This is a genomic window from Kordia algicida OT-1, from assembly GCF_000154725.1.
GTDB classification, from domain to species: Bacteria; Bacteroidota; Bacteroidia; order Flavobacteriales; family Flavobacteriaceae; genus Kordia; species Kordia algicida.
Genome location: NZ_DS544873.1, coordinates 1602705 through 1628060 on the forward strand (window position 1 = coordinate 1602705; position 25356 = coordinate 1628060).

The 25356-nt window shown below is 34.4% G+C and carries 22 protein-coding genes; 9 read left to right on the forward strand and 13 right to left on the reverse strand.

The window, feature by feature from the left end; all coding sequences use genetic code 11:
* Positions 1-307: 307 nt before the first annotated feature.
* Positions 308-1363, forward strand: coding sequence for an endonuclease/exonuclease/phosphatase family protein (locus KAOT1_RS06740; protein ID WP_157560077.1), 1056 nt, complete (start codon positions 308-310; stop codon positions 1361-1363).
* Between the two features lie 221 nt (positions 1364-1584).
* Here KAOT1_RS06740 and KAOT1_RS22800 read toward each other — a convergent pair whose 3' ends face one another.
* Positions 1585-1755 (reverse strand): hypothetical protein, encoded by a 171-nt coding sequence (locus KAOT1_RS22800; protein ID WP_007094002.1) that lies wholly within the window; start codon positions 1753-1755, stop codon positions 1585-1587.
* A gap of 222 nt (positions 1756-1977) precedes the next feature.
* Here KAOT1_RS22800 and KAOT1_RS22805 point away from each other — a divergent pair, with 222 nt between their 5' ends.
* From KAOT1_RS22805 to KAOT1_RS06770, 7 genes are all read left to right on the forward strand, one after another.
* Positions 1978-2151 carry a hypothetical protein gene (locus tag KAOT1_RS22805; protein ID WP_007094003.1) on the forward strand — a complete coding sequence of 58 codons (174 nt, stop codon included), beginning with the start codon at positions 1978-1980 and terminating at the stop codon, positions 2149-2151.
* A 113-nt stretch (positions 2152-2264) separates the two neighbouring features.
* Positions 2265-4598, forward strand: a complete 2334-nt coding sequence (locus KAOT1_RS06745) for a penicillin acylase family protein (protein ID WP_007094004.1) — start codon at positions 2265-2267, stop codon at positions 4596-4598.
* 37 nt (positions 4599-4635) lie between these two features.
* Positions 4636-5163: a DUF4252 domain-containing protein gene (locus KAOT1_RS06750; protein WP_083777294.1), complete on the forward strand. Its 528-nt coding sequence runs from the start codon at positions 4636-4638 to the stop codon at positions 5161-5163.
* Positions 5133-6512 (forward strand): aldehyde dehydrogenase, encoded by a 1380-nt coding sequence (locus tag KAOT1_RS06755; RefSeq protein ID WP_007094006.1) that lies wholly within the window; start codon positions 5133-5135, stop codon positions 6510-6512. Before KAOT1_RS06750 ends, KAOT1_RS06755 begins: the two co-directional genes overlap by 31 nt.
* Positions 6513-6612: 100 nt before the next feature.
* Positions 6613-8421: an AraC family transcriptional regulator gene (locus KAOT1_RS06760; protein WP_007094007.1), complete on the forward strand. Its 1809-nt coding sequence runs from the start codon at positions 6613-6615 to the stop codon at positions 8419-8421.
* Between the two features lie 118 nt (positions 8422-8539).
* Complete coding sequence (locus KAOT1_RS06765; RefSeq protein WP_007094008.1) at positions 8540-8749, forward strand: class I lanthipeptide; 210 nt, start codon at positions 8540-8542, stop codon at positions 8747-8749.
* A gap of 685 nt (positions 8750-9434) precedes the next feature.
* A complete protein-coding gene (locus KAOT1_RS06770) occupies positions 9435-10169 on the forward strand; it encodes a nitroreductase family protein (RefSeq protein WP_007094009.1) in 735 nt (244 codons plus the stop codon).
* A 94-nt stretch (positions 10170-10263) separates the two neighbouring features.
* Here KAOT1_RS06770 and KAOT1_RS06775 read toward each other — a convergent pair whose 3' ends face one another.
* The 4 genes from KAOT1_RS06775 to KAOT1_RS06790 form a co-directional block, all read right to left on the reverse strand.
* Positions 10264-10920 (reverse strand): response regulator, encoded by a 657-nt coding sequence (locus KAOT1_RS06775; RefSeq protein ID WP_007094010.1) that lies wholly within the window; start codon positions 10918-10920, stop codon positions 10264-10266.
* A gap of 5 nt (positions 10921-10925) precedes the next feature.
* A complete protein-coding gene (locus KAOT1_RS06780; protein ID WP_007094011.1) occupies positions 10926-11699 on the reverse strand; it encodes a sensor histidine kinase in 774 nt (257 codons plus the stop codon).
* Between the two features lie 177 nt (positions 11700-11876).
* The gene (locus KAOT1_RS06785) at positions 11877-12554 is read right to left on the reverse strand and encodes a hypothetical protein (RefSeq protein WP_007094013.1); all 678 of its coding nucleotides are present in this window, start codon (positions 12552-12554) and stop codon (positions 11877-11879) included.
* A 6-nt stretch (positions 12555-12560) separates the two neighbouring features.
* Positions 12561-12956, reverse strand: a complete 396-nt coding sequence (locus KAOT1_RS06790; protein WP_007094014.1) for a hypothetical protein — start codon at positions 12954-12956, stop codon at positions 12561-12563.
* A gap of 253 nt (positions 12957-13209) precedes the next feature.
* On the opposite strand from KAOT1_RS06790, the gene KAOT1_RS06795 reads away from it, so the two are divergent.
* Positions 13210-13467: a hypothetical protein gene (locus KAOT1_RS06795; protein WP_007094015.1), complete on the forward strand. Its 258-nt coding sequence runs from the start codon at positions 13210-13212 to the stop codon at positions 13465-13467.
* Here the strand turns inward: KAOT1_RS06795 and KAOT1_RS06800 are convergent.
* From KAOT1_RS06800 to KAOT1_RS06840, 8 genes are all read right to left on the reverse strand, one after another.
* A complete protein-coding gene (locus tag KAOT1_RS06800; RefSeq protein WP_007094016.1) occupies positions 13445-14293 on the reverse strand; it encodes a 5-oxoprolinase subunit C family protein in 849 nt (282 codons plus the stop codon). The genes KAOT1_RS06795 and KAOT1_RS06800 overlap by 23 nt on opposite strands.
* Positions 14287-15777, reverse strand: a complete 1491-nt coding sequence (gene pxpB, locus KAOT1_RS23525; RefSeq protein ID WP_007094017.1) for a 5-oxoprolinase subunit PxpB — start codon at positions 15775-15777, stop codon at positions 14287-14289. Before pxpB ends, KAOT1_RS06800 begins: the two co-directional genes overlap by 7 nt.
* A gap of 83 nt (positions 15778-15860) precedes the next feature.
* Positions 15861-17051: an Nramp family divalent metal transporter gene (locus tag KAOT1_RS06815; protein ID WP_007094018.1), complete on the reverse strand. Its 1191-nt coding sequence runs from the start codon at positions 17049-17051 to the stop codon at positions 15861-15863.
* A complete protein-coding gene (locus tag KAOT1_RS06820; protein WP_040559926.1) occupies positions 17035-18174 on the reverse strand; it encodes a DUF2891 domain-containing protein in 1140 nt (379 codons plus the stop codon). Before KAOT1_RS06820 ends, KAOT1_RS06815 begins: the two co-directional genes overlap by 17 nt.
* 293 nt (positions 18175-18467) lie before the next feature.
* Positions 18468-18707: a hypothetical protein gene (locus tag KAOT1_RS06825; protein ID WP_007094020.1), complete on the reverse strand. Its 240-nt coding sequence runs from the start codon at positions 18705-18707 to the stop codon at positions 18468-18470.
* A 159-nt stretch (positions 18708-18866) separates the two neighbouring features.
* Entirely contained in the window at positions 18867-19760 is an 894-nt protein-coding gene (locus KAOT1_RS06830) for a LytR/AlgR family response regulator transcription factor (protein WP_040559384.1), read from the reverse strand.
* A gap of 266 nt (positions 19761-20026) precedes the next feature.
* Positions 20027-21565: a YifB family Mg chelatase-like AAA ATPase gene (locus tag KAOT1_RS06835; RefSeq protein ID WP_007094022.1), complete on the reverse strand. Its 1539-nt coding sequence runs from the start codon at positions 21563-21565 to the stop codon at positions 20027-20029.
* 158 nt (positions 21566-21723) lie between these two features.
* Entirely contained in the window at positions 21724-25287 is a 3564-nt protein-coding gene (locus KAOT1_RS06840) for a T9SS type A sorting domain-containing protein (protein ID WP_007094023.1), read from the reverse strand.
* Positions 25288-25356: the final 69 nt, after the last annotated feature.

Here is a 25356-nt window from a genome sequence, read left to right on the forward strand (position 1 = left end):
TATTAAACTTTATTCAGTAAGGTTTTGAGTTCTTATAGCCTTCTAAAGTCAATATGATGAGTTCTATATCAATTCTAAAATAACCTTTAAAGTACCTTTTGAAACAACCTCTTTGTATTTAAGCATTAATGATATTTTTAGAATACTATAACGCTTCATTACGTTAAAATTACCAAATCTAGAACTTCAAAATAGTATTGAAAAAAAGTATTTACACTAATAAATTCAGCGAATGAACTAATATGTGTATCGTAAAATGTGTATTTTTGAATTTAAACCATGCATTGTTAAAATCTAAAAACATCATTTGAATATACTACTCATCATACTGTCCTTTCTTTTTTCTATAGTAAGCTACTTTCCTGCTTTCCGTATTTCACATTGGACATTTCGTATGTTTGACTACATTCGAATTCAAATTTTAGTCATTCAGATTTTACTTTTAATTGGACTCGTAGTTTATTATCAAGAAGATGCAACTCTATTTCTTACTGCGTTAATATTCTTGAGTATAACTATCTTTTATCAGATATGTATCATTTTCCCATATCTTCCTACATACAATATTTTTAAAAAACCTTCACAAGCAAACAATACAATTTCAGTAATTAGTGTAAATGTACTTCAAAGCAATACAGATTATGAGCGACTTATTAAATTAGTAAAAGAAGTACAACCAGATATATTATTAACATTAGAAACAAACAAAGCTTGGGAAGAAGCGCTAGAAGTTTTGGAAGATGATTTTTCATTTGTGTACAAAATTCCGAAAGAAAATAGATATGGAATTCACTTTTACACCAAACTTAAAGTAGAACATATAGACGAACATTATTTTATTGCTGACGACAGACCTGCCCTTGAAGCACATATGTTTGATAATGATGGAAATGATTTCGTCTTTTGGGGAATTCATCCGCCACCGCCAGCTCCACAAGAAAAACCTACTGCCAGACAAAAAGATGCAGAATTGCTAAAAGTGGCAAAATTAGTACGAGATTTAAAATCTCCAAGCATTGTTACGGGAGACTTCAATAATGTATGCTGGTCAAGAAGTGCACGACTTTTTGCAAAAGTTTCAGGCTTGCAAGATTCTCGATTGGGAAAAGGAATTCACGCAACATTTCCTGTACGTCCGAGTTTTATGCGATTTCCGCTAGATTTACTATTCAGTTCAGAAGAAATTCAAGTACACAATATCAAAACTCTAAGTGATATTGGTTCCGATCATTTACCTTTTTATTGTGAATTTACTGTGGTAAAATCAAGCTTTTCAGAAGCAGAAAAATTAGAATCTGAATTAAAAGAAAAAGTAGATGATATTATTGATGAAGGTCATGTTGCCGTAGAGGAAGAAGAATAGCTAAAATTCAAAGTATACAAACTAAAAGAAGCTGTTTAAAAAGTCAAAATTTCATTAAAATGATACTTGCGAATACTTTTTAAACAGCTTCTGTATATTTCTAATGATGTTGGCAAGGCTTTAGAGATTTGTTGGAGAATTGAATTTTCAAACATTAAATATTATAACAAAAAAAGCGAACCGAAGTTCGCTCTATAGCATTTACTATGTGACACTCTGAATTAGAACCAATCACATAAAAACTCTGTCCATTTACAGGATTGATCCCAAGATTTTCCGCACAGACCAACCCAAGAATTTGTACCCGCAGCACCACCTTTTGTAGCGTTTGCATCTAAGTTTGAAACTGATTTTTTGTTTAATTTTAATGATTTAAGATCTCTTTTTTTCATGATTTTAATGTTTAAAATTAGTGTTTTGTATTCCTAAATTTACAAAAATATCTCACGCTGTTTATTTTTATTCTGATTAATTATGTAAGAAATAACAATTTAATCACAAAACTTTCTATAAACTCAACACTACTCCAAACCGCACTATTAGTAAGGCGTTCACATAGAATCTTTTATAATAATTTCTGTAACTTTTGTCATTAATTATTTAAAAATAATCTTATGTTACAACAAATTAAAAAAGTAGGCTCCGTATTGAGCAAATCAAAACAAAAAGTAATTCTTGGTGGAAAAGCGCCTGGATGCGATCAAAATGGTGATATGTGCTGCATTACCAATTCCGAAAGCGAATATGAATGCGAAGTAGCAACTTGTAGAGGCGGAAGCTGCCGATAAACGATAGCTTCACTACAGATTACCAACATCTCTAAAACTTGTATTGTAAATAAATTTTCGTAGTTTAAAAAACCATCATTTGTGAAGAAAGCTGCTAAATTATTGGAATCCTTTTGCTCATATGCATTGGCATATACATTTTCTATCGAACTTTACTACCAACCTATAATGGAAATCTAGACATTGCCAACGTACAAGAAGAAGTAACCATTCATTACGATACGTATGGAATTCCGCATATTTACGCCAACAACGAAACGGATGCATTTACGGCTTTGGGATTTGTACATGCACAAGATCGACTGTGGCAAATGGAATTAATTCGCAGGATTGCGCCGGGAAGACTTTCTGAAGTATTTGGTGAAGCTACCTTACCAACCGATCGTTTTTTTGTTGCTTCTGGAATTGATGAAAACTCCGAAAAAACAGTTAATACACTCGATAAAAACTCCAAAAGCTACAAACTTGCACAAGCATATATCAACGGAATCAACGAATTTATTGAACACGGCGCTACACCAATTGAATTTTACCTTACGGGAATTGACAAAACTGAATTCACCATAAAAGACATTCATAATATCTTTGGCTACATGGCGTTTAGCTTTGCCATGGCGCATAAAACCGATCCGTTATTGACAAGCATTCAGCAGGAATTAGGAAACGAATACTTAACCGATTTAGGATTGCACATTGATCCGAAAACGACACTTTTACAAAACTATCCGAAAAACACAGCAAAAGTTAAAAACACCTTAGTTTCTTCGATTGACAAAGCGTTGAAACCATTGCCAATTCCGCAATTTATTGGAAGCAACAGTTGGGTTATAGCGCCACAAAAAACAGCCACAGGAAAAGTGCTTTTTGCCAATGACCCGCATATTGGATTTTCACAACCTTCGGTTTGGTATGAAGCGCATGTACATACACCAACCTACGAAATGTACGGTTATCACTTGGCTGGAACACCATTTCCAATGTTAGGCCACAATCGGAAAATTGCCTACGGAATGACGATGTTTGAAAACGATGATATTGATTTCTATTGGGAGGAAAATAATACTACAGATGCTTCACAATACAAAACACCAACAGGTTTTGCTACGTTTGAAACGACCACGAAAACAATCAAAGTTAAAGATGCAGATGATGTAACCTTAACCCTAAAACGTTCTGTTCACGGACCTATTTTAAACGGAATTGCCAATGGAATTGATTTTGAAAAACCTGTCGCGATGTGTTGGGTCTATACACAACGAAAAAATCAGTTGTTGGAAGCTTGCTATAGGATGTCGCATGCAGAAAATCAGCAGGAATTTGAACAAACAGTAGGAAAAATTCATGCGCCAGGATTAAATTTAATGTATGGCGATGCAGAAAATAATATTGGTTGGTACGCTGTCGGACAGCTTATTGAACGACCTTCACATGTAAATTCGAAATTAATTTTAAACGGAAGTTCAGGGAAAGATGAACCGATTCGTTTTATGGATGCTTCTGAAAATCCAAGAGCAACCAATCCGCCGTGGAATTATGTGTATTCTGCAAACAATCAGCCAGACAGTATCAACGGAAGTTTATATCCAGGATATTATTTGCCCGAAAACAGAGCAAAACGCATTGTAGAATTGATTGAAGCCAAAGATACATGGACAAAAGCAGACATGATGGAAATGACACTTGATGTGACGGCAAAAGTGCATGCAGAGACCATTCAGGAGGTTTTGAAGCTTATTGAAAATAATGAATTTTCTGCAAAAGAAAAACAAGCAATCACCGTACTTCAAAACTGGAATGGTGACAATCAACTTACTGATATTGCGCCTACGATGTATCATAGTTTTATCTATCAATATTTAAAAAATACTTTTGCAGACGAACTCGATCAGGAAACATTTGAAATGCTGATTAAGACACACATTCTAAAACGTTTTACTTCTCCACTACTCTATCAAGAATCTGTTTGGTACGATGATGTTTCTACAGAAAAAGAAGAAACGCGAAAAGATATTTTACTAAAGTCTTTTAAAGAAGCCATTGCAAATTTGGAAACACAATTGGGAAAAGATATGAACGCTTGGACATGGAATAAAGTGCATACTGTGGAACATCCACATCCAATTGGACAAGTAGAAAGCTTGCGTTCGTTTTTTAATGTTGGACCATACGAAGTTCCTGGAACGCGTGAAGTGATTAACAATTTGGGCTATCACTATGATAATTCGGGAACGTATAAAGTGTATTTCGGACCTTCCACGCGACGCATTGTAGATTTTTCAGACATTGAAAACAGCATGAGTATTTTGCCAACGGGACAATCTGGAAATCCGTTTAGTGAACATTATGACGATCAGGCAGCAATGTACGTTCAAGGGAAATTTAGAAAAATGATGTTAAACAAAGAAGAAATTGAACGAACTGCAAAAAATACACTTACTTTAAAATAAAAATATAATTTACCTTTGTTAACACCAAAATCAACCAATGAAAAAAATTATCTTGATGTTAAGTTTGTTCGCCTGTATTGCATGCGGAAGCTATTACTCTATGAACAACTTTTACAATGCGCATAAAAATGATGCAAATGTCACTGCTGTAGAAGTGCCACGTTTTATGTTGACGCTTTTAAAAGGACTTTCGCCAGAAATGAACACAGCTTTACAAAATGTGAATAATCTTCGATACATACAGTTACAACCGAATAGTTTGACTGAACAAAGTGCAATTCAGCATGAAATTAATTTACTCACAAACGAACGTTTTACGGATATTTTTAGAAAAAATGAAGGACAAAAACGTACATTAGTTTCTGTTCGTGAACAAAATGAGGTAATTAGAGAAGTCATTGTACATCTAAATAAAAATCAACAACACACTGTTTTATACTTAAACGGTCGATTTAGTCCAAAAAGAATTCAGGAATTCGCTGAACAAGGAAAATTTGATAATTTAGCACAATCGATCACACAACACAATAGTTTATGGAATACAACTGCTCCGACATCGTACTAGCGCAGAAAGATTTTTTTAAAACTCGTAAAACGCAGGATGTATATTATCGCAGAAAATCGTTAAAAAAGCTACTTAAAGTAGTTAAGAAACGTGAAAACGATATTTGTGAAGCGTTGTATGCCGATTTTAAAAAACCTAAGTTTGAAGCAGTACTCACCGAAACAGGCATTGTACTTACAGAGCTGAAATTAACGATTAAAAAGTTAAAATCTTGGGCACGACCAAAACGTGTGTTTCCTTCGTTGCTCAACTTTCCTTCTAGCGATCGTATTCACTCAGAACCTTACGGAACTACGTTGGTTATTGCTCCTTGGAATTATCCGTATCAATTGGCATTAGCTCCTTTAATTGGTGCTGTTGCTGCTGGAAATACCGTAGTTTTAAAACCTTCTGAACTTACTCCAAATACTTCACAAATTCTGGAAGAAATCATCACAGAAGTTTTTGAGGAAGATCATGTAAAAGTAGTGCAAGGTGGTGTAGACATTTCACAAAAATTATTAGCAGAACGCTGGGATTATATTTTCTTTACAGGAAGCGTAAATGTTGGAAAAATAGTAGCCAAAGCAGCAGCGCCACATTTGACTCCTGTGACTTTGGAACTTGGCGGAAAAAATCCGTGTATTGTTGATTTGCATTCAGATTTTAAATTGACCGCAAAACGCATTGTTTGGGGAAAATTCTTAAATGCAGGACAAACCTGTATTGCACCCGATTATTTAATTGTGCAAGCGCAGGCAAAGTTTGACTTCTTAAAAGTTTTGATGGAAGAAATAAAACTGGCATATGGAGAAAATCCGCAAGAATCAACAGATTACACAAGAATTATCAACGAAAAAAACTTTGATCGCTTGGCAAAAATGTTAGAAAATCAAGAAGTGTTACATGGTGGCATTGTTGATAAAGACGATTTATACATTGCGCCTACACTTTTAGACGAGCCCGATTTAGATAGCGATGTTATGCTTGATGAAATTTTTGGTCCTATCTTACCGATTCAAGTATATGCTACTTTGGATGACATCAGTAATATCATTGCTAGATATGAAAAACCCTTGGCGTTATACGTTTTTTCAAATGACAAAAAATTTGCCAATCGTATGATAGAACGACATTCTTTTGGCGGCGGTGCTATTAATGATACGGTAGTACATTTTGTAAATCACAGGATGCCATTTGGTGGCGTTGGACACAGTGGAATAGGTTCTTATCATGGAAAAGGAAGCTTTGATACATTTTCTCATAAAAAATCAATAACAAAAAGAGGAACTTGGCTTGATGTACCTATTCGTTACGCACCATACAAAGGAAAGCTTAAAATTTTAAAGATTTTTTTAAAATACTTTTAACGTTTTCTTATACATTTAAACTGTAAAATAGCTAAGATAAAGTACGTATTTTTATATATTGTCGTTTCATTTTTGACATTATAACTGATATCATTCTTTAATGAAGCAAGCACTACCATTTTTATACTTTATTCTATTTTCATGTGCGGCTCTTTTTGCACAAGAAGAAAATTTTCAACTTCCAGATAGTTTAGCGTACAAGACTAATAAAGAATTGATTGACTTAATTAAGCAATTTAGATACAATACACCTAAAGTTGCCAAAGTATACGCAGAAGCATTTCATGCAAAAGCAAGTGCAGAACAGCATACCACAAATATTATTGAGAGCTATTTTTACCTAGCAAATATTGCGGATACGCAAGGTGAATTTACAGCATCTATTGCATATATCAATAAGGGAATTGCGAAGACTAAAACAATTAAAGATAGTCTTCAAGGCAATATTTTAAGAAGATTATACAACTTAAGAGGTGGAATTTATGGTCAATATGGAAAATATGAAAAAGCCATTCACGATTTTAATATCTCACTTCAGATTTCTGAAAAGAATAGTGACCAAAAAGGAATCAACATCATTAAAATTAATATTGCCTTGTTGGAAATGTATGCGAAGCAGTATTTTGAATCCATGAAAACATACCGAGAAATGTTTCGTATTTCAACAGATACTTCACTTATCAGTCAAAATTCTAGAAATAGTATTATTATCGGAATGAGTGAAAATTTTCTAAAAACGGAAAGACTTGATTCTGCTCGTATCTATTTAGATTTAGGCTTAAAAGAAAGTGTAAAAAGTAATGATTCTGATGCATTAAGTTATTTTTATCCATACGAAGCATTGTATTATTATCATAAAAATAAGATTCCAAAATCCTTAGAAATATTAGAAAAAGCTAGAAAGTTAATTTCAAACGTACAAACGGAAGAAAAGCGAAATATTGAAGTTTATTACTACATGGCGCAATGTTATTATGCGCTAAAAGACTATAAAAAAGCAATTAAACACATTGAAAAAGCATTTGATATTATTCGTAAAGGAAATGCTAAAAATGCCAAACTTGCACTAAAAGATAGTTTTTCCGCATCCAATACAAATAATATGTCTATTGGTGACGAAAAGCTATTTATTCCTTATGAATATTTGTATCTATTAGAAACGTTAATGCAATGTTATGAAGCGCTTGGCGATGAAGAAAATAGAGATTTCTATTTTGAACAGTATTATCCGCTCAAAATAGAAAGTGCACAAAAAAATGTTCGTATCAACAATTTAATTTTCAAATTTCATGAAGCTCCGCGTATTGCTCTCATTGAGAAACTAAGCAAAAAGGAAGCAAAAGCGGAGAAAAAAGTCAAATATCTATATTATTTATTAGCTTTGGTTTTTGTGGGATTAATCATTGGTGCGATTTTTTACAGAAAAAAAGAACAGCAAAAACAACTTGCCTACAAAGCTTTGATTGAAAAAATATCTACACTTGAAGCAAAAAAAAATACGGTTGAAGCACCAAAAAATACAACTACCAAAAAAGCAGTTACGATTACCGACGAAAAAGCGCAAGCTATTTTAAAAGGCTTGGAAAAATTTGAAGCAAAAGAACAATACCTAGACGAAAACTGTAATTTACGTTTCGTAGCCAAAAAAGTAAAAACCAACGCAACCTACTTATCAAAAATCATCAATACACATAAAAAGATCAGTTTTAATGATTACATTAATGATCTTCGCATACAATATACATTAAAACGTTTAAAGTCCGATTCGCTATTTAGAGCCTATTCTATCAAATCAATCGCACAAGAAGTCGGATATAAAAGTGCAGACTCGTTCACAAAGCATTTTAAAAAGCAAACTTCCTTATATCCATCGTATTACATCAAAAATTTAAACAAAGAAAACACATAAAAACTGCCCTATTTTGTTTAGAATAGGGTTCAAATGTTGTGAAGAGTGTGGAATCTAAGTTATGTTTGGATGGTGATAAAAATTATCATCAAAAAACTATTTACTTAAAATTTGTATTATGAAAAAAAAATTCAAAAAGCACTTACAATTAAACAAAATCAATGTCTCTAAACTAAACCTACAACATTCACATGCCATTTTAGGAGGAAATACAGCTAATACTTGTCCTGGTAAAACAAACGAAGAAACCTGTCCTGAAACCTGTGGTGACACGTGTACAACTTCTAGATTTACAGTTGACTTTAGCAGTAAAGGCGAAAATTGCTAATTACTTACAAACTTTAAAACTATCATTATGAAAAAAATTTCAAAACAGACACTTAAAGTTAAATAAAATCAATATTTCAAGATTAGATGTCATTGCAATTAATAATCTTATTGGTGGCGTATATGAAACGAAAGAAAGACAGGATACTTGCACTTCTTCAAGATTTACAGTTGACATTAGTGGAAATCAAAATGATGATAGAAATCCATAAACCGAAAAGCTAAATTCGAAGTATATTTTAACGTCAGTTCGATATAAATCAATCAATTTATATTTATAGTAATTTTAGAAATAATTCTGCTATATAATTCATTTTTAAGGCTTTACTTTCATTTTCTTTGCTTACCCAAAGAATACTGAATCAAGTTCAGCACTGGCATCAACAAAAGAAAAGGAACTTTTCCAGAGGTATTTTTAGTTTTTTTTTAGGGAAAAACTAAAACCGCATGAGTTTTTCTAAATTTTAGTTCACCATGCTCTATTTTCAGTTATGGAGTTCATGAATTAACATTTCTCCAAGGTTTCAAAAATTTTTAACGAAAAACTCCTGCTATACTGCGGAAAAGAAAAGTTTCAAACTAAAATTCTTACGTCGAACTCACGTTATTTTAGGTTATTTACAAAAGAGAATGTTATTACAAACATTCTCTTTTTTTTGTTCGCGCTAAGATTGTTACATTTGAAAATGACTCCAGAAAAAACTGTAACCGAAGCTATTCAGCACAGACGCTCTGTACGCGTTTTTGACAAAAACATTGAGATTGATCCTGAAAAAGTAAAAAACTGCCTTAAAAATGCAGTATTGGCGCCTACAAGTAGCAATTTACAACTATGGGAATTTTATCATGTAACCGACAAAACTACTTTAAAACAACTTACAACAGCTTGCTTGGGGCAAAATGCCGCTAAAACTGCCAAACAATTAGTCGTTGTCGTCGCTAGAAAAGATTTATGGAAACAACGCGCAAAGGCGAATGTACACTTTTTAAAGAGTCAATTTGGTGATAAACCCAAAGAAGAATATTCAAAAAGAGAAAAATTTGCTTTGAACTATTATCAAAAATTGATTCCACCTATTTATGCTGAATTCCTAGGAATTTACGGCTGGATAAAATATGCGTTTTTCAATATCGTTGGATTGTTTCGACCTATCTACAGACAAGTCCGACTGAGCGATTTACGAATTGTTGCACACAAAAGCGCGGGTTTGGCAGCTCAAAATTTTATGATAAGTATGGCAGCTATTGGGTATGATACTTGTCCGATGGAAGGAAGCGACACATTGCGTGTAAAAAAGATTCTAAAACTTCCTCGTGGTGCAGAAATCAACATGATTATTGGTTGTGGCGTTCGTAGTGAAAATGGCATTTACGGACCACAATTTAGAGTTCCTTTTGAAACTACATACCAAGAAATCTAAGAAGATCAGCGAAGCGATCCAAAAGCGAAGCGATCAAAAAGCGAAGCGATCCAAAAGCGAAGCGATCAAAAAGCGAAGCGATCCAAAAGCGAAGCTACTTACTATTCACCATATTATTTCGAATCGCATACAACACCAAACCAATCCTGCTTTTTACCTTAAAATGCTTGAATAACGATTCGCGATAACCATCAATTGTTTTTGGACTCAGACACATTTCTTGCGCAATTTCCTTATAGGTCATTTCTGTACACGCCAATTTCAAAAACGTAAGTTCGGTATCTTTCAATTGTTTTCCTTTAGAAGTTTCTTTTTCATCGCCTCCATGTAACGAATTCAGCAAAGTAGTAGCAACACGTTCTGAATAGTAAATTCCGTTAGAAATTACTTCGTTCAATGCTTTGTAAAATATTTCTGGATGAATGTCTTTCAGGAGATAGCCTTTTGCACCCAAACGCAACATTTTAATAATTGTTTCCTCATGGTCGTCCATAGAAAGTGCCAAAACCTGAATGCTAGGACGATTTTCCTTAATCCATTCCATGGTTTCAAAACCATTCATTACTGGCATGTTAATATCTAGTAAAATAATATCTGGAACGTTTTCAGACTCTAATAATTTTTTTATTAGTTCGCTTCCATTCTTTACATGGTACAAAACCTCAAACTCATCAAATGCATTGACCAAACCTTGCAAGGATTGTGCAAAAAGCAAATGGTCATCTACAATTACAACTGAATGTTTTTTCATTACGCTTATTTATAAGGATAGGATAAAGTTAAGGAAACTCCTTTATTTTTAGCCGATTTCATCGTAAATTCTGTATTTATGATGGCGGCACGACTTTTCATGTTGATTAATCCAGATCCTTTCTCTATTTTTTCTTCTTCAAAACCAACGCCATCATCTTGTGCCATGATAATTAAGCGATCGGATTCAAAGTTTAAAGTTACTTCTAAATTTTTAGCTTTGGAATGTTTGATTGCATTCGAAAAGAATTCTTGTAAAATACGGAATAATATAATTTCTTCTTTAATATCCAACGATCTTTCTTCACCAAAAATACGCAAGCTCGCTGCCAAAAAGTTGAGCTTATTAAAACGATCTAATTCTACTTCTATCGATTTTACCAAGCCCATATTCTGGATAATTTCAGTATTCATCGTTTTAGAAAGTAATCGGATTTCTTGCAAACTTTTTCCAACAATTTCGCTAATATCGTCGAGTTTCTCTTTATTTCCTTCGGTGAGTTGTGTACCCAGAATGTTAATATGCATACGTGCAACCGACAGCAATTGTCCGATATTATCATGCAATTCCCAGCTCATGTTTTGCAAAGCTTGTTCTTGTATTTCAATTTGCGATTTGGCAATTTCTTCCATGTATCGCTTTTCAGCTTCTTTCTTTTCAAGGATAAATTTTAGTTTACGCTTTTGAAAGAAGACAAACAGAATAATGACGGTAATTAACAAAATAAGCAACACCATAGATGTTGCAGCTACCAGCATTTGTATTTCTTGATCGTTCATAAGATTTCTTCAAATAATATCATTTTAAGGAAATTTCTTTACACCAGATTCTAAATTGATGAATTTCCGCTTTTTTCCATGTAAAAACACTAAAGTAATCACTAATAATATTCCTACAAGAAAAATCGTTGAAGCGCAAATAAATACTAAGATGTGAATTTCCTCGGTTGTCATTTTTTATAATTGCTGATTTCTAACTTTATAACTTTTATAAAATCCAACAACAAAACATCCATACATAATTGCATTTAATGCAAAAGTTACTAAACTAAATATTCGTTGATCTCCTTCAAGAAAAACATTAAAGGCAAACATAAAAGGCATAAAAGTTCCATAAAACAATAAAACTCCTAAAATGAACCAAAATTTAATTGAGTCCATAATATTAAAAATGGTTTCTTTATTAAACGATTCTACAAAATAGAAGCTTATGGTAATAAGTAAAAATATTACACCAATTGCGTATGTATATGTTTGCAATCCAGTCATGAAGACTTGCCCATATATTAGATTTAATGCAGAAAACAACAAATAAGCTATGATAAATAATCCTATGATTCTCTTTCTGTTTTTTGAATTCAAAATGTAACGAATCCAGCACAGGTAAAATGTAATTTGAACAATGATAAATATATTGGCAATTGGAAAATTTGTCTGCCCAAATATATTCGAATAGAATGTTCCAAACGATTTGAAATATAAACTTGTAAATTCAGTAATAACTGAAATTAAAATACTGTAAATAAAATATTTGGCATTGGTACTAGAATAATTTTTGTAGGATATAATTCCAAAAATTAAAGTAGCCAACGCCAAATACCCAGTAAAAGATCTTAATTCTTCTAATGCAATCATTTCTTTTTATTCTCCATAATCATTTTGAGGAGGATTCCCTGTACTTCCAAAATTCATAGCTTGAATATTAGTTACATCTTTACTACAATTTTCAACTGAAGGACTTGTAGGACATAAAAACATTGTGTTTTGCCCAGCTTTTGTTTTGTCTTCAGAATTTTCTGGATATACTCCAAAATAGAATCGAATTCCATCAACATTAATTTTCTTTTCTGTTGCTTGTTCCTTTACATAATTTATGTAACCTTCCAAGTCTTCTAGCGAATACCAGCTTGAACAAGAAAAATTACTATCATTTTCTGCGCCAAAGCCAGCATTTTGCTTTGCCTTATAACATTCATTCAACGCTAATGCTTGTTCACTACTAATAAGTTTGTCTTTAGGGGTTTTGTAGTCACTCATACTTATAATATTATTGATTATCGCGAACAAGTTATTTATAAAGAAGCACAATAAAAAATTTAATGAAACCACTTATACTCAGGTTTTTTGCTAAAAAACTGATAGTTAGATTTTTAAGCTGAAACAACACACAAAATCTCAGGTTTTTTCCTTTTGACAAGGGGAAAAATCCCCTTTTTTTAAGGTACTTTCCTCTTGCTAGCTATTTTTTTTGACACTACATTCGCTTCCTCATAATACTACGAACCTCCAAATGACTTCCTTAGAGAAAAACAAAAGCGCGTCACGCATCATTCTTCAATCACATATTGAGAAGGCGTTTACTGAAAAAATTATACAGTGGAATGACGGATTGAATTATACCGAATTTATTCGTGCGCTATGGCGACTGTTCTTACATCACGACAGTTTTAAAGAAGGAACACAGGATATTTTGGGGAAATTATCAGAAGAAGATGCCATACAATTGCTTTCTGATGAAATTGATATTACAAAATTGAAAGCTTCTTAAAATAAACTTGATCTCTTGTATGTTTTTGAGCAAGTCTGATGATACTTCTTTGATCCAATTGTAAAATACGCGGATAACCACCTGTCGTTTGGCAATCTTTCATTAAAACAATCAGTTTTCCAGATGGTGTCAACTGAATCGTTCCAGGTAATACTGCCGAAGTAATGATACTTGGACAGTCATTTTTTATAGTTTCTTCAAGTTGATACGCCATTCTGTTATTTAATCCGATGGAAAATATGGTATTAAATAGTTGTTCTTGTTGTGATTTTGATAAGAAATCGAATTCTGGACCTTCATAAACACAAATTTCGTTACTACTGAAAATTTCCTGCTGTACAGCAATTGTTGCTTTCGATTGAATCTTCCCTGAAAATACTTTATATGGAATTACATCACCTGTAGTAACTCTTGACTTTTCTGTGATTCCATCATAAAAACTCCTGCTTTGAAGAACTTCTGATGATTGAAAACCATCTTTAATCGCCAGATACGCTCGAACGCCATAATTTCGCTTCCCAAACTCCAATTCGTCACCTTTGGACACCTTTACAGGAATATTCGCTCTTAAATCGCTTCTATTGAGTTTTGGCGACAAATCTGCTCCGCAAAGTACGATTTGTGTATTTTCATGGAATTTTAACTTTGTGCCTTGTAATGTCATTTCCAAAACAGCAGCATTTTCATCGTTTCCTAAAATCTGATTTGCCAATTTTGCATGATAATCATCCATCACACCCGAAACAGGAACGCCATAATTTCGGTAATCAAATCTTCCTAAATCTTGAATAGAAGTGTGCAATCCGCTTTGTAAAATCTCTAACATGTTTCTGTGAATTTTAGTTGATAATTTCCATTAGAAACTGCTGTTGAAATCTCGTGATATTCTTCAATTGAAATTGGTACAAATTTTATAAAATCTCTTGCTTTGGCAAAGCATGGTTTTTCATTAGAAACATCAAAAAAATTGAGTGGCGAATTTCCTAAAATTTGCCATCCACCAGGACTAGATTTTGGATAAATTCCTGTCTGTATTCCACCAATGCCAACCGCACCTTTTTTGACTGCCAATCGCGGAGTTGATTTTCGATCAATATGCAGTCGTTTATCGAGTCCGCCCAAATACAAAAAACCAGGTAAAAAACCAATGGAAAAAACTTGATATTTTGGAGTGGTATGTAGCTTGATAATTTTCTCAATTGAAAGCCTATTTTTTTGTGCAATTTCATCCAAATCAATTCCAAAAAATTCATCATAACACACAGGAATTTCCCAACAGATTGATTTTCGCGGCTGTAATTTATTGGAAGTTTGCAAAGAAAGCCATTCCAACAAATGTTGGAGTGACTTTAAATTTACTTTTTCATTATCATAAATAATTAATAATGAATTATTTGATTGTATTATATTAAGTATTACTTTAATATTAAATTTTTTAATTTTTTCTTGATATTCCAACACAGAGTTTAGCACTTCTGAGCTCATTTTATTCTCCCAAGTGAGCAATAATCCGTTATTTCCATAAGGTTTGTAGTTTGGAAACTCAGGTTTTTCAACTTCATTTTCAACATTAAAATGTGTGTGCAATTGTTGTATAATTTCGATAGCTGATATCGTATCAGAATGTACACAAAACGTATCTGATTTCAAGTTATATTTTTTTCCTGAAATTGTCTGTATTTTTTGTTCATTTTTCAGTCTAGAAACATGCGGAATAATCTCCCCTATTTTAGTTAAAACTGCGCGATCATTTTTTCGTGAAACCAATGTCAAATCGTCGTTATAATTTCGATCAGCAAACGCTTCATAAACGACTTGAAAATTTTGTTTTTTTGCTTCCGTTTCAATCACAGAATTATACAGAATATAGAGTTTGTATTTGTCTTTATATTTTAAAATTGCCTTTAAAAAAAGTTGTGCTTTTTCTTTACTTTTTGCCACATCATTGTACAATGCACCATGTGGTTTTATATGTGTAATTTTTGCATCATGTAAAGCGACAATTTCTTCCAGATTTGAGATTTGATTTTGTATGGTTTTGATAAATTCTGCGGAAGCGATATTCATAGAAATACGTCCAAAATTTTCCCGATCTGGATAAGAAGGATGCGCGCCAATTTCCACTTGATATTTTTTGGCTAATACTACAATTTCTTGCATTGTTTCCAAATTTCCTGCATGTCCGCCACAGGCAATATTGCACGCGCTAATGTACGGCATGAGGATTTCCTCGTTGCCTACGCCTTCTCCAACATCACAATTGATATGGAGATTTTTCGGTTTTTTATCAAAATACACTTCGTTTTTCAATAGTTGCTGTAGATTATTGTTGTGAATCTAGAATTAAGATTGCTTCGCTTTTAGACTCTAAATAAATTGCTTGTTTTCGTTATTTAAAATACTTTATAAATGCCTTTGACTCCCAAAATTATAGTAATGAGGATGATACAAATTGCTAATATATTTTGAAATAATGTGTTCTTGTATTTCCCTAAAACATTGGTTTTGTTCACAATCCAGACTAAAAAAATCGCGACAATTGGCAATAATAATCCATTGGCAACCTGCGCAAATGTGATGACTTCTACAGGTTTGAGTTTTAGAGATGAAAACACAACTCCTAGTATTAAAATTATCATCCAAACTGCTCTAAAACGATTGTCTTTTAAGGAAGCTTTCCACCCAAAACAACTTTTTGCAACATACGCAGCCGCTAAAGGCGCGGTGATTGCAGAAGTAATTCCTGCAGCAAATAAGCCAATTCCTAGTAAATATTTGGCATTTTCACCGTATAAAGGTTCTAATCCTTTTGCCAAATCGAATGCATTGTCTACACTTCCACCTGTGATTGCTGTTGCCGCTACAATGATGGTCATAGAGACAATTCCTCCTAAAACAATAGAAATAATAGTATCTTTTCTAGCACTTGCTAAATCTTCTTTCGTTTTCCATTTTTCTTTGACTAAAGACGCATGAAGAAAGAGGTTGTATGGAACAACGGTAGTTCCAATCAAGCCAATGATAACAATAATACTGTCTTCTGGAATTGTTGGTGTGAATGTTCCTTTTAACATTGCGACAATGTCAGGTTTGGTCAAAATTGCCGTGATTATGAATGAGATACTCATCAATAATACGAGCGCGACCAAACTTCGTTCTAATATTTTATAATTTCCTATGAATAAGACCACAAAAGCGACGATTCCGATCAAAACTGGATAGAAAACAGCATATTTTTCTCCAAAAACATACATTCCTAAGCTTGCCCCAGAGATATTTCCGGCTTCGTATGCCGCATTTCCAATCACTACAGCACCCAAAATTAGAAAGATAGCGATGTTTCGTAGTAACGGACTCGTTATTTGTCCTTTGATGACTTCCGCCAGACCTTTTTGTGTGATAATTCCTGTGCGTGCCGCCATTTCTTGCAATACTATCGTAGCAATAATAGAGAGCAACATTGCCCATAGTAAACTGTAGCCAAATTGCACACCTGCTTTGGAACAAAGTGTTACTGTTCCTGGTCCGATGAACGCAGCTGCAACCAACGTTCCTGGTCCGATATTTTTAATCCACCTGAACATTTGCAGCAGTATTTAAAGCGTAAATAGCAAAAGATCCTAACCAATGTGTTCCTTCATAATTGTCATCTACAATACTTGGCAAAGAATAATTGATGTGTTCGTTAGCAACATTTTTTAGGTGTGCATATTCAGTAAATTCATTGGCAATTCCGTATAAACACCAAGCTCTACTAAAGTTTACACCATCAAGATGCACCAATTTTCCATCGGTTCTATCAGATACTTTTCCTTGTGCGAGTTGAAAGTCTTTGTTTGCTAATTGCGGTAGGAATTTATTTAACCATGTTTTAAAATCTTCTTTTGATAAGATTCTTCGCATGATGTCAGCTTCTTCCAAACAAGGTGATAAAAAGTCAAATCCGCTTGGTTCCCAAGAGATTGGGCAATTTTCATCTGACATGTAGAAATCTTTTGCACGTTGTTCTATCAAGCTTTTTAACGCTGCATTTTCAACTGTTTTGGCATAATCGTACGCAAATGTGAGTCCGAAAGCCGTATTTGTGTGTTCTCCAACTCTGATTGGATAGTTGAGTTTTGGAAGAAAGTCTAAATATCCTTGAACAATTATATCGGTCATTGGTTGTAAATTCATTTCTAGTTCGCGTGCTAACGGATCGTCCCACGTATGCAATTCTTCTGCGAGTTTCAATAGCCAAGCCCAACCATATGTGCGTTCAAACGATTTGTTATATTTTCCTTTAAAATAAAGAATCTCGATTTCGATGTTTTCTTTGGAGATATTTTCTGCTAATTTTTCTCTGATTTCAGCGCTGTTTTCCAAGTTTGGAAATTGCTTTAGTAACGTAACTAACGACCAATGTCCATGTACCGACGAATGCCAGTCAAAACAACCATAAAATGCTGGATGCAATGCTTTTGGCGATTGTAAATCTTCTTCGCTTCCTATGGTTTGATTGAGTTTATTAGGATATTCTTCCTGCATGCAGTGCAATGGTAAAGCTGCTAAACGATTGGCTTCTGCTAAAGAAAGTGTGGCAATTTTGGTAGAAACGTTGGTAGTTTTCGTATTTTTTGTTGTTTCGTTTTCGGATTTTTCTTCTTTCGCTTTTGGCTGACATTGTACAAAGAGACAAAGCAGTAAAAAGTAGCTTATTTTTTTCAATGTTGCTAGTGTTTTGGTTGAAGCTATCAAGATACATATTTATACTTAGATATGAGAATTCAGTATTGAGATGTTAGATATAAGACTTTTAGAAAATATAAAAGCGAGCCTTATTGACTCGCTTTTGATCGTAATACTAAATTCTCAATATTTACCAACAATGGAAACTGTTGCTTTACACGTTAGAAACAGCTTACAAAATAACTGACATACATGTTTCTGTTTCTAAATTATGAGATTTAATTTGGTCATAAAAAAGTGAACCCTAGAGTTCTCTTTGTAATTTTCATGTGTTAAACTGCTCCTGCTGCGTTTGGATCAATTGGTTGTGCTACTGCGTTGCATGGAGTTGTAAAGTTAGGACAATCGTCTCCTTTACATTGGGTTTTTCTAACTGTGTCACATACTTCGCAGTTAGACCATACATTTGTACCCACAGCTATTGGAGTTGCAACATTACCACCACGTAAATGGTCTAATCTTGAAATAGCACTTTTTTGAAGGATTAATTTACTTACATTCTTTTTTTTCATGATTTAAGTTTTTTAATATGGTTATTGATTAAATTATGAATTTTCGTTACTAAAATTGTAGGTATAGTAACTAAAAAACGATCATAAAAATAGTCTAATTTAGAGTGATTTGAAAGAAAATGTGACGAGTGAATACATTTTGTGACGAATGAATTATCACTAATTTTCTTCGTTTTGTATATACGAAAGGATTTTTTTTGTATAGCTTTTACTTACCGGAATTTGCTCTTTTAAAGCTTTAAATGTTAGTAAAAGTCGTTGTGAATTGCCTTTGTATGTTGCAACTTTATGAATGTTTATACAGTATTGTCGATGACATTTTATGATAAAATCATAAGCTTCCAAACGTGTCGCCACAAATCGCAAAGGTGCACGAAATAATTTTGATTTTTTATGCCCTGTAGAATAGATTTCTACGTAGTTTCCTGATGCTTTGATGTATTGAATTTCAGAAGGAATAATTTCTATACATTGATTGACTATAGGTGATTTTAGAATGATTTTGTTCTCTAATGGAGTTACTTTTTCTTGTTTAACAACTGTATTTAATGACGTAACAATGTTGTTCTGAGAAGTTTTGCTAGTATATAGTTGATCGAGCAATAGTGTGATTACGAATAAAGGAACTGCAATGATAATTGATCGCGGAATGGTAACAAATAAATAATAATTGGTGTCTACTTCGCCAACATCCATCATAAAGCGATGATATACTGTTCCCAAAAAACCTGCAATAGTCAGTATGGCAACTAAAAGCAACCAATGATGATAGGTTTTCCAAGGACGATTTCCGTGAGCAACCCGAAATTTTCTAAAAAGCAGCCAATACAAGAAATAAATAACAAAAGCTGTGTTGATTCCGTAACCTAGTTGAATGATTTTGATCGGAATTTCAAACTTAGGAATTGCCAAATAGTTATCGTATGGATCAAATATATAGACGAAAACGGTAAGCACCATTCCCATAACCACAGACAGTTTTAAATAATACGATTGATTGTCTACGAGTTGGTGTTTTTGCTGAAAATAGTCTGTTAGTTTACTTAGCGTCACGTATTTCCGATTAAAAAAGCATGAATAATTTACAAATTTGTTTTTTTTCTAAAGTACGGTTTTCCCCTATTTTTGATAGGTTTTGGGTTTTGGGTATTGTACTTCAAATGGTCTTTAATACCTAATTCCTGAATTGCGTAAGGGATTGAGCGATTGTTGGAGCTCCTCACTTCGACTTCACTCAGTGATCTTGTTATTTTCAAAGTAGTGTGAGCGACTCGCGAAAGCCCGACCTCTTTTTCAGAGGTTACGCCCAAGTTATAGATTTATCCCAACCAACCTTCTCTGTCCAAACTTCGGTATTGAATGGCTTCTCCAATATGGTTGGGCAAGATGTCTTTTTGCGCTTCTAAATCGGCAATGGTGCGTGCTACTTTTAAGATTCTGTCGTACGCTCTTGCGGAAAGATTGAGACGTTCCATGGCGTTTTTGAGAAGATGTAACGCTTCAGCATCCAATTTGCAATATTTTCGAATTTGCTTCGTATTCATTTGTGCATTGTAGTGTAAAATTTCAGAACTTTTGAAACGTTCCGTTTGTACTTCTCTGGCTTTTATCACGCGTTCACGGATTGCACTACTTGTCTCGCCTTTGCGTTCTTCGGAAAGTTTTTCAAAAGGAACTGGTGTGACTTCAATGTGAATGTCAATTCGATCTAGTAAAGGTCCCGAAATTTTTCCCATATAGCGTTGCATTTCTACAGGCGAGGAAGCCATGGGCGAATTCGGATCATTGAAAAATCCGCTTGGACTTGGATTCATGCTCGCTACCAGCATAAAACTACTCGGATAGGTAATCGTAAAACGTGCTCTGGAAATCGTGACTTCTCGATCTTCCAACGGTTGTCGCATGACTTCCAAAACGCTACGTTTGAATTCTGGCAATTCATCTAAAAATAATACGCCATTATGCGCCAACGAGATCTCGCCGGGTTGCGGATAGCTTCCGCCGCCCACTAAAGCGACATCTGAAATGGTGTGATGCGGATTTCTAAACGGACGTTCGGCAATTAAACCCGATTTGTGTTTGATGTTTCCAACTACCGAATGAATTTTTGTCGTTTCTAAGGCTTCATGAAGCGTCAACGGTGGTAATATTGATGGCAACCTTTTGGCAAGCATGGTTTTTCCTGAACCTGGTGGTCCGATGAGAATAATATTGTGTCCGCCAGCCGCCGCAATCTCCATACAACGTTTGATGCTTTCTTGACCTTTTACATCCGAGAAATCGAATTCTGGAAAGGCGAGATTTTGTAAAAACTCTGCACGTGTATCAATGATAGTTTGCTCCAAAGGTTCGTCGGCATCAAAGAAATTGATGACTTGCCGAATATTTTTGACTCCGTAGACTTCTAAGTTATTGACAACTGCGGCTTCTTTAGCGTTTTGTTCAGGCAGAATGAATCCTTTGAAACCTTCTTCGCGTGCTTTGATAGCGATTGGCAATACGCCGTTGATGGGTTGTAAACTTCCATCGAGCGATAATTCGCCCATAATCAAGTATTTTTCTAAGTTTTCAGATTGAATTTGATTGGACGCCGCTAGTATTCCTAATGCTAAGGTTAAATCGTATGCGCTGCCTTCTTTCCGTAAATCGGCAGGTGCCATGTTGATCGTAATTTTCTTCCCTGGAATTTTGTAACCATTGTTTTGTAAAGCCGAAGCAATCCTGTAGTTGCTTTCGCGAATGGCATTATCGGGCAAACCGACCAAGTGATAGCCAATTCCTTTCGCAATATTTACTTCAACAGTGATCGTAGTAGCTTCGATACCAAAAACAGCGCTTCCGTATACTTTTTTGAGCATTTTTAGATTTCTTTTTTTTTAAAGCTATCTTTTTATTTGTAAGATTCCTAGAATGAATTCGTAAGCGTTAAATATTTTGTATAAGCGTTAATTTTGAGTATAAAAAAACCGTCATTTTGCTTTGAATGACGGTTTTTGAGTTTTTGAAAAGAATTTGTTTATTGCTTGATGATCTTCTGAGTTTGTGTTCCCAAATTGGTTTGAATTTTCAGAAAATAGATTCCTTTGGAAAATTGTTTTAGCGGAATTTCCATTTGCAATTGTCCATTTTTCGCTACAACCGTTTTTAATAGTTTTCCGTTGATGTCAAATATCGTGACACGTTCTAGTTGTTGCGTTGCATTGATAGTTACGATGTTTTTTGTCGGATTTGGATAGACCGTAAGTTGATTGTTATTAAATTCTTCCACCGAAAGTGGCGCCACAATTTCTGTGCTTGCCGTATTTGTTGTAATTGGCGGATTGAAATCAAAAAAGATATCTGCCGTACTTAAAAAGATGTCTCCAATTACAACATTGCTTTTCGGTTTTATTCTGTACGCTATATATCCGTGTGAGTTGGGTTCATCGGAAGTACTGTCGGGCAAATTGATGTTATCAAATATGAAATTTACTTGATTCCCGTTCGTGATTTCTACACGACCATCATGACTTAGACTTTCTATTTGTATGGTTGACCAATCAAATTTATCATCCAACATGTTTTCGACATTTACATTGATCGCACTTGCTGTTCCTGTGTTTTGAAAACGTATGATGTAGTGTAAGTATTTGTCTGCATCTTCAATGAAAATTTCTTCTCCTTCTAGTACGCGAATGTCGTTTGGATCGTACGAACCAATTACCGTTTGTTCTAATTGAAAACTGTTGTTTTCTTCTGTTTCATCACCAGCAACAGGATTTATAGTCGCCGAAGTAAGTAAGATGTCGTCAATGTTTGTGGTTGGTGGCGCAAATACATTGAATTCAAGATTGATGGTTCTTGTCTCAAAAGGATTTAATCCTGAGTAATTAAATGTTAGCGAGTTGCTTGTTTGTGTTGCGACTGTTTCACTTGCGGATAGGAATTGTACTTTGCTATCGTCGAATGTAAACGAGATGTTTCCGCTTAGTGGCACAGTTCCTTCATTTTTATAGACAATTTGATAGTCAGTGTCAAACCCTGGACGCGGATCATCAATGGAAGGATATACGACTATTGATAGGTCGTTTATGGTTTGATTTGCTTCGATACAGAAATCTGCCACTTGATTTGTGTTGCTCAATCCTGTAAAGTCATTTGTATAACTTAGCGGCGAACTTGTGTAATAGTTTGGTAATGATGACGTTATTTGTGTGGTGTAGATTTCTTTGTTTGCTTGTAACATAAATGTTCCATCAGCTTTTGTGAAGGTTGAGAATGAGTTTTCTCCGTTATCGGTTGTAATGAGCAAGGAAGGAATTGGCGCATCAGTATTGTCGCAACCATCTGCATTTGCATCTAGGCGAACGATTCCAGAAATGGTATTGGTAAACGCTCCGAGATTTTTGAACCATAGTATTTCATTCGTGAATATTGACGTGATGAGATCAACTTTACCATCTTCATCTAGATCTGCTACTGTGATACGACTGATATTTCCTATGAAGCTTGTTATTTCTACAGGATCGCCAAAGTTGGCATTTCCATCATTGGGAAACCATACGAATTTTTGTCCTTCTTCAGAATTTGTAATCATGTCCATGTCGCCATCTTCATCTACATCTAAACTATATATTATTGATGGATTTTGAGGAATTTCTGAGGTAATTACTGGTGCATCAAATGTACCTTGTCCGTCCGTATTGATAAAATATCCAACTTCATCATAAAAACGATTTGCATAGAGAACGTCTACATCGGTATCTCCATCAATATCTGCTGCAAATATCGCCGCAGGATAATGCATGCTTTCAACGATAACGTGCTTTGTGGTAAGATCGCCAAGTCCATCCGTATTTTCATGCCAGATGATTTCATTGTTGTTGTAAGACGCTAAAATATCGATATCATCATCGCCATCAACATCAGCAACTTGTAGACTTAGAATGTAACTTGTGCCTGGCTGAGAGAATACGATTCTTGGCGCAAATGTACCATCGCCATTGTTTTTGTAGAGGACTAATGTACTGTTTTCTTCTCCACTTATAACATCCATATCGCCATCATCATCTACATCTGCATACGCAATTTTAATAATGTCATCCATGGTTGTTTCAAAAATATGTTGTTGAGTAAAGTTTCCGCTTCCATCGTTTTCTATCCAAATGAGTTGGTATTCGTCTGTAGTGGAATCGAGATACGAGTAGAATAAAACATCGTTATCAGTATCACCATCCATATCAACGGCAAAGACATTTCTAGGCTTTTCATTGGTGTTGGATATTATGTTTTGAAGGTTTGAAAAATTACCTTGACCATCTGTATTTTCATACCATGCCACTTTGTTATCTCCATGAGAAGAAGAAACTAGGTCTAAATCGCCATCACCATCAATATCTGCATAATCAACATGATTGGCAGATAATGCTGTGGAAGATATTGGATTTCTTGTACTGTAGTTTCCGAGTCCATCAGTGTTGCTGTACCAAAAGTATTCGCTGAAATTAAAATCAGTTACTAATAGATCTGGCGTATTGTCATTATTCAAGTCTGTAACAAATACATCTGAAATACTCGGCACATCAGTGTTTATGACGATTTCATTGCTAAAGCTTAGTGATCCTGAATTTTTATATAAAGTGGTTCCATCTTGGTTAGCATCATACACAATGACATCTAAATGCCCATTGTTGTCTACATCTACCAATCGAATTCCTTTAGTAGAGTTTGCTGATCCTGAAGAAGAAGTTGGTAAGGTAATTAGTGTTTGTCTGTTTGCAAACGTTCCCATTCCATCCGTATTTTCAAACCAATGAACACGTTTGCTGCTTCCGTTGATGTATAGCGTAAGAATATCATTATCGCCATCATTGTCTATATCGGCAGCTTGATAATCTTGATATAATGCAAATGTATTCATGGTTTCGAAGAAGCCTAATGTACCATCTGCGTTGAATTTGTAGGCATTTAAGTCATATCCGTTGTCTCTGATGATGTCTACCAAATTGTCGCCATCTACATCAACCGCAATAAAACCATCATTGTTTGCAAGTAAGTAATTGTCTGTAAAATTTGCTTGTCCATCAGTGTTGTCTATCCATGATATATTTTGTGTGCTTCCATAGATGATATCTAAGTCGCCATCGTTATTCATGTCTATTACCTGTAGTCGCAAACCAAAAAAAGAGTTTGTCGTTGCTAGAGCGACTGCTTCTGCGAAGTTTCCTGCTCCGTCTAGATTTTCACTATACATTACATTGGCAGTACTTCCGTTGCCTCTCATAAAGAAGACAACATCTAGATCGCCATCATTGTCAAAATCACCTGTTCTTACCGTGTATGCGTCAACAAAATCGTCTATTAAACGTCTTTCAGTTTCAAAATTTCCTTGTCCATCTGTACTGCGTCTCCATATGATTTCGCCATAACTTGCTACGAGTATATCTTTGAAGCCATCGTTATCAATATCTGCTGCGTGTATGGATTGCGGATTGGAAGTCCCATAAGAATCGTCAATAACAACATTTTGTTCATAAGCCACTTGTGCATTTGCTGAAAGGTAACAGAAACAGCTTATTAGTGCGAGTAGTATTTTTTTCATAATTACGGTTTTGCACAAAAGTAAGTAATCTTTGTTTATGGTTTGTTTTTGAGGAGATTATTCTTTTGG

Coding starts and splice junctions, on each gene's coding strand:
- KAOT1_RS22800 (WP_007094002.1), bottom strand. CDS start 1,755: ATGAAAAAAAGAGATCTTAAATCATTAAAATTAAACAAAAAATCAGTT.
- KAOT1_RS22805 (WP_007094003.1), top strand. CDS start 1,978: ATGTTACAACAAATTAAAAAAGTAGGCTCCGTATTGAGCAAATCAAAA.
- KAOT1_RS06750 (WP_083777294.1), top strand. CDS start 4,636: ATGAAAAAAATTATCTTGATGTTAAGTTTGTTCGCCTGTATTGCATGC.
- KAOT1_RS06755 (WP_007094006.1), top strand. CDS start 5,133: ATGGAATACAACTGCTCCGACATCGTACTAGCGCAGAAAGATTTTTTT.
- KAOT1_RS06760 (WP_007094007.1), top strand. CDS start 6,613: ATGAAGCAAGCACTACCATTTTTATACTTTATTCTATTTTCATGTGCG.
- KAOT1_RS06765 (WP_007094008.1), top strand. CDS start 8,540: ATGAAAAAAAAATTCAAAAAGCACTTACAATTAAACAAAATCAATGTC.
- KAOT1_RS06770 (WP_007094009.1), top strand. CDS start 9,435: ATGACTCCAGAAAAAACTGTAACCGAAGCTATTCAGCACAGACGCTCT.
- KAOT1_RS06775 (WP_007094010.1), bottom strand. CDS start 10,920: ATGAAAAAACATTCAGTTGTAATTGTAGATGACCATTTGCTTTTTGCA.
- KAOT1_RS06780 (WP_007094011.1), bottom strand. CDS start 11,699: ATGAACGATCAAGAAATACAAATGCTGGTAGCTGCAACATCTATGGTG.
- KAOT1_RS06785 (WP_007094013.1), bottom strand. CDS start 12,554: ATGATTGCATTAGAAGAATTAAGATCTTTTACTGGGTATTTGGCGTTG.
- KAOT1_RS06790 (WP_007094014.1), bottom strand. CDS start 12,956: ATGAGTGACTACAAAACCCCTAAAGACAAACTTATTAGTAGTGAACAA.
- KAOT1_RS06795 (WP_007094015.1), top strand. CDS start 13,210: ATGACTTCCTTAGAGAAAAACAAAAGCGCGTCACGCATCATTCTTCAA.
- KAOT1_RS06800 (WP_007094016.1), bottom strand. CDS start 14,293: ATGTTAGAGATTTTACAAAGCGGATTGCACACTTCTATTCAAGATTTA.
- KAOT1_RS06815 (WP_007094018.1), bottom strand. CDS start 17,051: ATGTTCAGGTGGATTAAAAATATCGGACCAGGAACGTTGGTTGCAGCT.
- KAOT1_RS06825 (WP_007094020.1), bottom strand. CDS start 18,707: ATGAAAAAAAAGAATGTAAGTAAATTAATCCTTCAAAAAAGTGCTATT.
- KAOT1_RS06835 (WP_007094022.1), bottom strand. CDS start 21,565: ATGCTCAAAAAAGTATACGGAAGCGCTGTTTTTGGTATCGAAGCTACT.
- KAOT1_RS06840 (WP_007094023.1), bottom strand. CDS start 25,287: ATGAAAAAAATACTACTCGCACTAATAAGCTGTTTCTGTTACCTTTCA.